Source organism: Reinekea sp. (genome assembly GCF_982785585.1).
This window is the reverse complement of sequence record NZ_CEYAVF010000012.1, coordinates 69,059-79,642: the sequence shown is the minus strand read 5'-3', so window position 1 is coordinate 79,642 and position 10,584 is coordinate 69,059. Positions and strand designations below refer to the sequence as shown.

The window sequence follows — 10,584 nt, the reverse complement described above, 5'->3', positions numbered from 1 at the left end:
GTGATCTATGACTCGATGACTGTGTTCGACAACCTGGCCTTCCCGCTGCGCAATATGAAAATTGCTGAAGCCAAGGTCATGAGCAAGGTACATGAGATCGCTGAAATTCTCGAATTACATCCAGTGCTAAATAAGAAAGCAAAAAACTTAAGCGCCGATGAGAAACAAAAGGTTTCCATGGGCCGCGGTCTGGTTCGTGACGATGTGTCGGCGATTTTGTTCGATGAACCGCTCACCGTTATCGATCCCCAGTTAAAATGGAAACTGCGTCGTAAGCTCAAGCAGATTCACGAGCAATTCAATCTCACCATGATTTATGTGACCCACGATCAGCTGGAGGCGTCTACCTTCGCAGAAAAGATCGCGGTTATGTACGGCGGTCAGATTGTGCAGTTCGGCACCCCTCGGGAGCTGTTTGAAAACCCGAACCATACCTTCGTCGGCTATTTTATTGGCAGCCCTGGTATGAATCTACTTGAAGTTCAAACTACAGCTAACGGAGTGAGCTTCGATGGTATAGAAATTGAACTGTCCGATGCTCGAAAAGCGATGCTCGCCAAGGTACCTAGCAAAAACATCAAGGTTGGCATCCGACCTGAGTTTGTTCACGTTTGGGATAAGCCGTCAGAAAATGGCTATGAATGTGAAGTTCAGCACGTTGAAGATCTCGGCACCTACAAGATCCTGACCATGAAGCTCGGCCAGCAAATCATCAAAGCACGTTTAGATGAAGATCATGCGGTACCACAGCAAAAAGCTTATATCAGCTTTCCCGAGCAATGGTTGAAAATTTACGTCGATGAATATCTGATTGGGGAGGAGCTCGTATGAGTAAGGTAGAGAATAACAAAGCCTGGTGGCTGGTCTTACCGGTCTTCTTACTGGTTGCCTTCTCGGCCATCATTCCGTTAATGACGGTTGTAAACTACTCGGTTCAGGATATTTTTGACGCCGATCATGCTGTATTCGTAGGTGTGGAGTGGTATCGCGAAGTCTTATTAAATGAACGACTGCAGGAATCCTTGCTGCGCCAATTTATCTTTTCCTTTACCGTTTTGGCTATTGAAATCCCACTCGGTATCGCCATTGCTTTAATGATGCCGACTAAGGGCACCATGGCGTCTGTCAGCCTGATCGTGGTCGCCATTCCGCTACTCATCCCGGGCAATGTTGTCGGTACCATTTGGAAAATATTTGGTCGAACCGACGTTGGTCTGCTCGGCTGGGGCTTGAACCAACTGGGCATCGATTACAACTACGCGGCCAATCCCGTTGACGCTTGGGTGACCGTAGTGCTTATGGATGTTTGGCATTGGACACCGTTGGTCGCACTGCTGTGCTACTCCGGTTTACGCGCCATCCCCGATGCCTTCTATCAGGCGGCCGCTATCGATAGAGCCTCCAAATGGGCTGTGTTTCGCTACATCCAACTGCCTCGACTCCGCAGTGTATTAGTCATTGGTACCCTGCTGCGTTTTATGGACAGCTTCATGATCTACAGCGAGCCCTTTGTACTAACCGGCGGCGGCCCAGGTAGTTCAACGACCTTTCTCAGCCAGACCCTGACCAAGATGGCCATCGGTCAATTCGATCTCGGGCCGGCGGCTGCCTTCTCACTGATCTACTTTTTAATTGTTTTGCTGGTGTCTTGGTTGTTCTTTACCACCATCAGTGAAATGGATAAGGATAAATAAGGGGCTTATGATGAATTATTCTAAAAGCAAAGTTGCCGGCCTAAGCCTCTACGTCTTGTTTCTACTAGTGCCGATCTATTGGCTGTTGAACATGTCCTTTAAGCACAAAGGAGAAGTATTGAGTGGCCTGACTCTGTGGCCCAGCAACTTCACCTTTGACAACTACATCACCATCTTTACCGATCCAAGCTGGTACATGGGTTATGTCAACTCACTGATCTATGTGGCGCTGAATATGGCGATCACCTTGACGGTTGCGTTACCAGCCGCCTATGCCTTCAGCCGTTACAAGTTTGTCGGTGATAAGCACCTGTTCTTCTGGTTGCTGACCAATCGTATGGCACCACCTGCGGTGTTCTTACTGCCCTTTTTCCAGCTCTATTCGTCGGTGGGCCTGTTCGATACCCACCTGGCCGTTGCACTGTCGCATTGTCTGTTTAGCGTACCCTTGGCGGTGTGGATTTTAGAAGGCTTTATGTCTGGTGTGCCACGTGAGATCGACGAGACCGCCTTTATCGATGGCTACAGTTTCCAACGCTTCTTTATCCGTATCTTTCTGCCCATGATTCGCTCTGGCATCGGTGTTACCGCCTTCTTCAGCTTCCTGTTCTCTTGGGTCGAACTGTTGCTGGCACGCACCTTGACGGCGACCGAAGCTAAGCCCATTGGTGCAGTGATGACCCGAACCATTTCAGCAGAGGGCATCGACTGGGGCCTGTTGGCGGCCGCTGGGGTGTTAACCATCCTGCCGGGCATCTTGGTCATCTGGTTAGTTCGTAACCACGTTGCAAAAGGTTTCGCTCTGGGCCGGGTGTAGTTGGTTAAAACCAAGCACCAATGACTGTTAACTTGAATTTGATGGTAGGACAAAAATTATGAACTGGATGGCATGGACACCGGTGACAGCAGGCTTTTTTATCACAATCGCCTTGATCTTATTATGCATGACAATTTGGGAGCTCAAGAGCCCCTGCGTTGAACGCAAAGGGTTTCTACCCATATCCACCACGCGCGGCGACCGACTCTTTATCGGCCTGATCAGCAGTGCTTACATACACTTACTATATGTTGGCCTGCTAGAAGCAACCCTGATTATACCGTTGCTCTTTTGCATCGCCTGGGTTGTCAGCCTTATACGCTGGGGTTAAAAAAAAGGCGTGATAACCACGCCCGATACGAACTCAACATTGCGTCGCCGAACTTGGGCAGCGCAATAGAAAGTCTTGACCCACCCCGGCTCCAGGGTCCCCAAACGACAAGCCAAGGTCGCGTAGGGATTCTGGGCCAGCCGGGTCGAGTGACCATCGTCAGCTCTGCTGACAGCTAAAGAACGGGTAAACCGAACAGCTCTATATTCGGGATGCCTAAACGCTTTAAACATACGAGGTTGACTATGTACAACAATAAGAAACTACCGATGCGAATCCTGCTTAGCGCAGCGATCTCAGCAGCGACCCTAGGCATGACTGCTCATGCAGACCAATACTCAGATGCGGCAGACCAATGGTTAACAAAAGAATTCGGCACCTCTACTCTGACTAAAGCTCAGCAAGAGAAAGAAATGGCCTGGTTCACCGAAACGGCCAAGCCGTTCCGCGGAATGACTATTAACGTCGCATCCGAGACCATTGCTACGCATGAATATGAGTCTAACGTTCTGGCTAAGGCTTTTGCTGAAATCACGGGTATTACCATCGTTCACGATTTGATCGGCGAAGGCGATGTTGTTGAAAAACTGCAAACGCAAATGCAATCAGATCGTAATATTTACGATGCCTACATCAACGACTCTGACCTGATCGGTACCCACTTCCGTTATGGTAAAGTAGTTGCTATTTCCGACATGATCGCTGGTGACGGTAAAGACTTCACTTTGCCAACATTGGATCTGCCTGACTTTATCGGTTTGTCTTTCACAACCGGTCCAGACGGTAAGCTTTACCAACTGCCCGACCAACAGTTCGCCAACCTTTACTGGTTCCGTGCTGACTGGTTTGCTCGTGATGACTTGAAAGCACAATTCAAATCTATCTACGGCTATGGCTTAGGTGTACCAACTAACTGGTCTGCCTATGAAGATATTGCTGAGTTCTTCTCAGTACATGTGAAAGAAATAGACGGCAAGCGTGTTTATGGTCACATGGATTATGGCAAGAAAGATCCTTCCCTGGGCTGGCGTTTCACTGACGCTTGGTTCTCCATGGCAGGCGCTGGTGACAAAGGTATTCCAAACGGTTTACCAGTTGACGAATGGGGCGTCCGTGTAGACGGTTGTAACCCAGTCGGTTCAAGTGTTACCCGTGGTGGTGCTACCAACGGCCCAGCCGCTGTGTATGCCACAACTAAGTATGTTGATTGGATGAAGAAGTATGCACCACCAGAAGCTCAAGGCATGACCTTTGGCGAAGCTGGACCGGTACCTGCTCAGGGCGCTATTGCGCAGCAAATCTTCTGGTATACAGCCTTCACCGCCAGCATGAACTCTGTTGGTCTGCCGGTTGTAAACGCAGATGGCACACCAAAATGGCGTATGGCTCCATCTCCTAAGGGCCCTTACTGGGAAGAAGGCATGAAGTTGGGTTACCAGGATACTGGTTCTTGGACTTTCCTGAACTCTACTCCGGATGACCGTCGTCTGGCCGCTTGGTTGTATGCACAGTTCACTGTGTCTAAGACCGTTTCTCTGAAGAAGACCTTGGTTGGCTTAACACCTATCCGTGAGTCAGATATTAACTCACAAGCTATGACCGACGCCGCTCCGAAATTGGGTGGATTGGTTGAGTTTTACCGTAGCCCAGCACGTGTCCAATGGACGCCTACTGGTACCAACATTCCGGATTACCCGAAAATGGCTCAGCTTTGGTGGCAGTATATTGCTGAAGCAGCCAGCGGCGATTCCACTCCACAGGAAGCGTTGGACGGTTTAGCTGAAGCTCAAGATAAAGTTATGTCACGTATCGAACGTTCTGGTGTACAGGGTGCTTGCGGACCTAAGATGAACGACGAAGTAGATGCTAGCTATTGGCTGAACCAGCCAGGTGCTCCTAAGGCCAAATTGGCCAACGAGAAGCCTCAAGGTAAGACAATCGACTATGACACTCTGCTAGAAAGCTGGAAGCAGTAAGTTAGATCTCACCCCAGGTTTTCTCCTGAGGTAATAAGAGTGGCGGGCGCCCTTGTGGCGCCCACCACTTTAACTCGACCAAGACCTAGTGTCCGCACCCTTAAAAGCTCACAATTATGAGCCAGTTCACCAGTACGATTTCAACATTACAGATTCACCCTTAGAACGACAGAATACGATTATCTGGAATTTTCGACCTAATTTATTACCTTCGGCAGTGAACAACATTAGCTCCATAACGCTTTGCTGTCGCAGGCTCACGATATAACCCTGGCAAATCCGATTGACGCCAGTTTGCACGACCTTAGCCAACACCCATGTTGGCCCGGAACATCAGCCGCCGCCCTACTCTATACCGGGCGTCATCGGACGATAGCCAACTCGGACTGTTCGTTGCGCTGCTTTACTCGGTTGGGATAAGATGACAGATCGGCCTAATTAAATTGCTCCACGCTTAGGTTAAGACCTAAGATGGCCACTGCACCTAATTTCAATAAAAATAACAACTTTGAATTAATTCAGGATCGGCAATGAAAAAATATATTTTATCCATCGATCAAGGCACCACCAGCACCCGCTCGATCTTATTCAGCACCGAGGGGACAATCTGCCACTCAGCGCAAGAAGAGTTCCCGCAGCATTTTCCGCAAGACGGCTGGGTTGAACACGAGCCGGAGGATCTCTGGCAGTCGGTGTTGAGCACCTGTGCCAAGGTTTTCGCTGAGGCCGCTATTCAACCCGAGCAGATCGGAACCATCGGCATCACCAACCAGCGTGAAACCACGCTTATTTGGGATCGTGCCACCGGCGTACCGATCTATCGCGCCATTGTTTGGCAAGATCGCCGTACCAGCGCCTATTGCGAAACTCTCAAGGCGGCCGGGCATGAAGGCCTAATTAATGCTAAAACCGGTCTGTTGATCGACCCCTATTTTTCGGCGACCAAAATTCGTTGGATACTCGATCAGGTGCCGGGCGCTCAAGAACGGGCCGAACGCGGCGAGCTCGCCTTCGGCACGGTCGACAGCTATCTAATCTGGCATTTAACCTGTGGCGCCGTCCATCGTACCGATGCCACCAATGCCTCCCGAACCCTGATATTCAATATCCACAAGCAAGAATGGGACAGCGAATTGCTCGAGCTGTTTAATATACCCGCAAGCCTACTGCCCGAAGTAATGGACTCATCGGCCGACTTCGGCATCACCGATCCGAGTATTTTTGGCGCCGGCATCCCGATCAATGGCGTGGCCGGCGATCAACAGGCCGCGTTATTCGGGCAAACCTGTTTCCGCCCTGGAATGGCCAAGAGCACCTATGGCACGGGCTGTTTTCTGATGCTCAACACCGGCACCAAGGCGTTGACGTCCGAGAGTCGCCTGTTGACTACGGTCGCCTATCGACTCAAGGGTGAGACCTGCTATGCCCTAGAAGGCAGCATCTTTGCCGCCGGCACCACCATTCAATGGTTGCGCGATGGCTTAAAGCTGATCGGCAATGCCGGCGAAACCGAAAGTTTGGCTGAACAGACGGCCGCCAACCATGGTGTCTATCTGGTACCGGCCTTTACCGGTCTGGGCGCGCCCTATTGGGATCCCACGGCGCGCGGTGCCATCTTCGGTCTGACGCGCGATACCGGCATCAAGGAAATTGTTACCGCCGGCCTGCAGTCGGTCTGTTACCAAACCAAGGATTTACAGAAGGCGATGGAATCCGATGGCGTACGCGCTACCGCCTTGCGCGTCGATGGCGGCATGGTCGTCAACAACTGGGTTCTGCAGTTTTTGGCCGACATGCTCGGTGCCACCGTAGACCGGCCCACCATTATCGAGACCACCGCGCTCGGTGCGGCCTACCTGGCCGGCTTGCAGGCAGGCTATTTCGAATCCTTAGAAACCTTGGAGAAGCTTTGGCAGTGCGAGCGAACCTTTAGCCCGCAAATCAGCAAGGCACAACGGGATGACTATTACAGTGGCTGGAAAACCTCGGTCAATCGGGTCCAGCTCGAGAGTAAATAGCTACTATCCAAACCTGCGCATCAGCGCAGGCTGATGACTTATAAGGGTAACGCCACAGATGGCTAAAGCATTAGACAACCGAGCTTGGCTGCTGGTGTTACCAGCATTGGTTATATTGGCCTTCGTCGCGATTATTCCCTTGCTAACAACGGTCAACTATTCGTTTCACGATATCTTCAGCCAGGATTACAAATTCTGGGTTGGAGCCGAGTGGTATCGAGAAATACTCGGTTCGGCTCGATTCTGGGGCAGCTTTGGCCGCAGTCTATTATTTTCGACCATTATTCTCTTGATTGAGATACCCCTGGGTATCTATATCGCCATTCAAATGCCTAAGCGCAGCCTCTGGGTTGCGGTTTGCCTGGTACTGATGTCATTGCCCTTGCTGGTGCCGTGGAATATCATCCCGATGATCTGGAAGACCTTTATTTCCCCGGCCTATCTGGGTGGCGCGTTCTCGGCCATCGGCATCGATTTCAACTGGAAGGCTGAGGTGATCGACACCTGGTTCGCCATTGTGCTGATGGATGTCTGGCATTGGACCAGCCTGGTCGTGCTGCTGTGTTATTCCGGTCTGACTACCATTCCTGCCGCCTATTACAACGCCGCGGCGATCGACCGCGCCTCGCGCTGGGCGGTGCTGCGCTATATCGAATTGCCCAAGCTCAGCAGCGTGTTAATGATGGCCATTCTACTGCGCTTTATGGACAGCTTTATGATCTATACCGAAGCCTTCCGGCTCAATGCCGGCGGGCCCGGTTACAGCACCACCTTTATGGCCATGGAATTAGGCGAAGATATTTTTGCCTTTAACTATGGCCCCGCCGCGGCGCGTTCGGTGATCTGTTTTATTATTATCCTGACCGTTTCCTGGCTCTTTAAGACGGCCTTGGCTATTCAACAAGCTGACTCGGTCAGTTCAACGTTGTCATCCACCGCAGAGGCTCGCCCATGATCGCCCCCTTAGGCCGCCACAACCCGATACATTTTCGCTGGTTGGCGCCCAGCCTCTATATCGCCTTTATGTTGCTGCCCCTGTTGCCGGTTATCTATATCAGCTTTCACTCGACTCTGCGCGGCTCGGACCTACCGGTGGGCACCTTCACCCTGAGCAACTACCTGCATATCGCCCAAAACGAGGATTTGGTCGCGGCGATTTTCAGTTCGGTCAGCTATGTGCTTTTTAACATCTTGATTACCATCCCGGTTGCCTTACCGGCGGCCTATGCTTTTTCACGCTATTCCTTTGTCGGCGATAAACATTTGTTTCTAGGGTTTTTGGCCCTGCGCATGACGCCACCGGTGGTGATGATCTTTCCCGTGTTTCAAGTCTTCTCAGCCGTCGGTCTGATCAATACCCCCCTGGCCATTGCCTTGGCACACTGCCTGTTTAATATCCCCATCGCGATCTGGGTGTTGGAAGGCTTTATTTCATCCATACCCCGGGAGATCGATGAGACCGCCTTTATCGATGGCTATTCTTTTCCGAGATTTTTTATGCGCAAGCTGATCCCGCTGATGGCACCGGGTATCGCGGTTGCGGCGTTCTTCTGCTTTTTGTTTTCCTGGGTTGAGGTGGTATTCGCGCGGATCTTGACGGTGACCAGTGGCAAGCCGATCAGCATGGCGATCTCAGCGCTGTTCAGTTTTAAAACCGATGTTGGCCTGGTCATGGCGATGACGGTGTTTTCGATCGTGCCCGGCGCGCTGTTGATCTACTTTGTGCGCAACCATATCGCCAAGGGCTTTATGATTGCCCAGGTAAAATAAAACTCTGCACCTAAGTGCTGTGGATTCACAGCACTTAGGCTAGACTGTCGGCCCCTCATCTTGAGTCGGTTATCTGTGGTCAAATCTGTTCTCAGCCTAATCACCCTGTCCGTCGGTATTGTGTTGCTTTGGCTGAATCCAAATTGGGTCCATCTGGTCACTCAATCCCTTGGCATATCACCCCTATTGGCGCTGATCATTGTTTGCTTACTCTATAGCCTGATCCTGATGCTACCCTTTATGCCGGGTATGGAAATTGGCGTGATGATTATGCTGCTCTTTGGTGCGCCCGGCATTATCGGCGCTTGGTTGGCCACGGTAGTCGGCCTGTCGCTGGCGTTTCTGCTCGGTGCCTATTTTAAGCGCAGCGCGCCCATCCAACGATTGCTCGGCAAACTCGCTCGGATATCGGCGCCCGAGGGTCCGCCCACATGGCGCCAGCACCTAGTTGCCTTTGGCTTATCGCGCATGGCCAATCACCCCTATCTGAGTGTTGCGCTGTTATTTAATATTCCCGGCAATATCCTGATCGGTGGTGGTGGCGGGATTGCCTTGAGTGCCGGCGCGTTGTCGACCATGCAGGTGCACCGCTTTGCCCTGACCGTTGCCCTGGCGAGCAGTCTGATCCCCTTTCTGATGCTCACCGGCCTGTTGACGCTCTAGCGGCTAAGCCAAAAGACCGTCGAGTTCGGCGGCTAATATCTGCTACAATCCGGCCAATTATTTCACACAGACAAACCTTATGGGATTTTCCGCCTTAGGCCTGACCAACGCACTGCTCAGCGCGGTAACCGATCAAGGTTACCGCGCCCCCACCCCAATCCAATTGGCGGCAATTCCCGCCATATTGGCCGGCCAGGATTTAATGGCCGGCGCGCAAACCGGCACCGGTAAGACCGCGGCCTTCGCCTTGCCGATATTGCAAAAGCTAGCCGAACCGATGGACCAAGGCGTGCGCGCCTTGATACTGGTACCGACCCGTGAACTGGCGCAGCAAGTCGGTGCGAGCTTTGTCGCCTATGGTCGCCATACCGGTTTGCGCACCGTCATCACCTATGGCGGGGTCAGCGTGAATACCCAAATGGCCGAGTTGCAGGCCGGCGCCGATATAGTGGTCGCCACGCCCGGTCGGCTGCTCGATCACCTCAAGCGCGGCACCGTGACCCTGAGCCAATTAGAATTCCTGGTACTCGATGAATCCGATCGGATGCTCGACATGGGCTTTATCGATGATATCAAGCGCATCGTGGTCACCGCGCCGAAAACGCGCCAAACCCTATTGTTCTCGGCCACCTTCGATGAGGCCATCTTCAAGCTGAGCAAAAATCTGTTAAACGATCCCCAGCTGATTGAGGTGGATACCCGCAACGCCGCCGCGCAGCAAGTTGAACAGATTGCCTACGAAGTCGATAAGGCGCGCAAACGCGAAATTACCTCCTTCCTCATTGGCTCGCGCAACTGGCACCAGGTGTTAATCTTTACCCGCACCAAGGCCGGCGCCGATGCCCTAGCCAAGGAGATGACCAAGGACGGCATCAAGACCCAGTCTATCCACGGCGATAAATCCCAGGGTGCGCGTGAGAAAGCACTGGAAGATTTTAAGCAGGGCCAGGTTCGCGCGCTGGTGGCCACCGATGTGGCCTCGCGCGGATTGGATATTGAGCAACTCAAATATGTCATCAACTACGAGCTGCCGCACAATGCCGAAGACTATATTCATCGCATCGGCCGCACCGGTCGGGCCGGTGAAAGCGGCGTAGCTATTACCTTGTTGAGCGCCGATGAGCGCTGGCTGCTAGAGGACATCCATAAGTTGCTGCCGACGCGACTGCTGCAACAGTGGTTGCCCGGGTACGAACCCGATTTATCACAAGATTTTTCGGCCGGGAGTAAAAAACCCAGACCGACCCCGAACAGCAAAAGCAAGAGCACCGGCAGGGGCCGACGGCGCTAAAACGGCGCTAAAACGGCGCTAAAA

At 52.1% G+C, this 10,584-nt stretch carries 10 protein-coding genes; all 10 read left to right on the top strand.

Features of this window, described 5'->3' with window-relative positions; genetic code table 11:
* A partial coding sequence (locus AC4FIC_RS06910; RefSeq protein WP_476195135.1) for an ABC transporter ATP-binding protein occupies nt 1-831 on the top strand: 831 nt, incomplete at its 5' end.
* Nucleotides 828-1,694: a carbohydrate ABC transporter permease gene (locus AC4FIC_RS06905; protein WP_100256192.1), complete on the top strand. Its 867-nt coding sequence runs from the start codon at nt 828-830 to the stop codon at nt 1,692-1,694. The genes AC4FIC_RS06910 and AC4FIC_RS06905, both read left to right, overlap by 4 nt.
* Nucleotides 1,695-1,704: 10 nt before the next feature.
* On the top strand, nt 1,705-2,511 hold the full coding sequence (locus AC4FIC_RS06900) for a carbohydrate ABC transporter permease (protein ID WP_273286508.1): 807 nt from the start codon (nt 1,705-1,707) through the stop codon (nt 2,509-2,511).
* 58 nt (nt 2,512-2,569) lie between these two features.
* On the top strand, nt 2,570-2,842 hold the full coding sequence (locus AC4FIC_RS06895; protein ID WP_100256190.1) for a DUF2160 domain-containing protein: 273 nt from the start codon (nt 2,570-2,572) through the stop codon (nt 2,840-2,842).
* A 245-nt stretch (nt 2,843-3,087) separates the two neighbouring features.
* Nucleotides 3,088-4,818 carry an ABC transporter substrate-binding protein gene (locus tag AC4FIC_RS06890; protein ID WP_287418816.1) on the top strand — a complete coding sequence of 577 codons (1,731 nt, stop codon included), beginning with the start codon at nt 3,088-3,090 and terminating at the stop codon, nt 4,816-4,818.
* Between the two features lie 530 nt (nt 4,819-5,348).
* On the top strand, nt 5,349-6,836 hold the full coding sequence (gene glpK / locus AC4FIC_RS06885) for a glycerol kinase GlpK (protein ID WP_100256189.1): 1,488 nt from the start codon (nt 5,349-5,351) through the stop codon (nt 6,834-6,836).
* A gap of 58 nt (nt 6,837-6,894) precedes the next feature.
* Nucleotides 6,895-7,791, top strand: coding sequence for a carbohydrate ABC transporter permease (locus AC4FIC_RS06880; protein WP_100256188.1), 897 nt, complete (start codon nt 6,895-6,897; stop codon nt 7,789-7,791).
* A complete protein-coding gene (locus AC4FIC_RS06875; protein WP_100256187.1) occupies nt 7,788-8,606 on the top strand; it encodes a carbohydrate ABC transporter permease in 819 nt (272 codons plus the stop codon). Before AC4FIC_RS06880 ends, AC4FIC_RS06875 begins: the two co-directional genes overlap by 4 nt.
* Nucleotides 8,607-8,681: 75 nt before the next feature.
* A complete protein-coding gene (locus AC4FIC_RS06870; RefSeq protein WP_145980216.1) occupies nt 8,682-9,269 on the top strand; it encodes a hypothetical protein in 588 nt (195 codons plus the stop codon).
* A gap of 79 nt (nt 9,270-9,348) precedes the next feature.
* Complete coding sequence (locus AC4FIC_RS06865) at nt 9,349-10,560, top strand: DEAD/DEAH box helicase (protein WP_100256185.1); 1,212 nt, start codon at nt 9,349-9,351, stop codon at nt 10,558-10,560.
* Nucleotides 10,561-10,584 lie beyond the last annotated feature (24 nt).